The 882-nt window shown below is 48.0% G+C and carries 2 protein-coding genes; both read right to left on the reverse strand.

Annotated elements, in window-relative coordinates:
• Window positions 1-458: Hpt domain-containing protein (locus tag B3180_RS09635; protein ID WP_286844250.1), on the reverse strand; the 458-nt coding region annotated here is incomplete at its 3' end.
• A gap of 13 nt (window positions 459-471) precedes the next feature.
• Window positions 472-882, reverse strand: a 411-nt coding sequence (locus tag B3180_RS09640) for a protein phosphatase CheZ (RefSeq protein WP_286844252.1), incomplete at its 5' end; no start/stop codon positions are given.

Here is an 882-nt window from a genome sequence, read left to right on the forward strand (position 1 = left end):
GCTACCTCGGGCTCGGACTCTGGTTCGGGTTCTGGTTCCGGCGCTTTAACCGGCTCTTCATCTTCCGATTCCGGCTGGCTCAACTTATGCAGAAGTTCCAGTAATTCAGGTGATGCAGCTTCGGGCTCTTCTTTAGCCCGAACCTGTGCAAATTGAGCATTAATGGTATCCAGCGACTGTAGAATAACATCCATCAAGTCGGAGGTGACGGTACGTTGGCCATTACGCAGGGTATCGAACACATTTTCCGCACCGTGGCAGGTATCAACGAGTGCGCCCAGCGACAAAAACCCGGCACCACCTTTCACGGTATGAAAACCACGGAAAATAGCATTCAGCAGGTCTTTATTTTCTGGATCATTTTCCAGTTCAACCAGCTGTTCAGACAATTGCTCGAGGATCTCTCCCGCCTCGATCAAAAAGTCCTGCAGAATGTCTTCGTCCATATCAAAGCTCATGCGACTGATGCTCCTAGAAACCTAAACTGGACAGCAAATCGTCCACTTCGTCTTGTCCGCCAACCACGTCATCGCGTTGATCAGCATCTATAATAGGGCCTTCCGCAACACCTGCATTTTTCTTATCAGGCGTTGAGGTTGCTGCCTTACGGCGCTCTTCTTCTTTACCGAATATTTTGAGTAGCTCAATTAAGTTCTTTTCAACGTCTTCAACTAACTGAATAACCCGGCGAATGACTTGCCCGGTAATATCCTGAAAGTCCTGAGCCATCAATACTTCAGTCATCAACCCATGCACTTGTGGCATGTTTTCACCACAGCGCTTAAGTACGTCATCGACCTGATGGCATAAAGACTTGAATTCATTTAACTCAATATCGTTACTCATCAGCCTGTTCCAGGCCGGCATGACCTTCTCTACAGT

Origin of the sequence: Idiomarina sp. UBA4206 (assembly GCF_002383015.1) — a bacterium.
Classification (GTDB): domain Bacteria; phylum Pseudomonadota; class Gammaproteobacteria; order Enterobacterales; family Alteromonadaceae; genus Idiomarina; species Idiomarina abyssalis.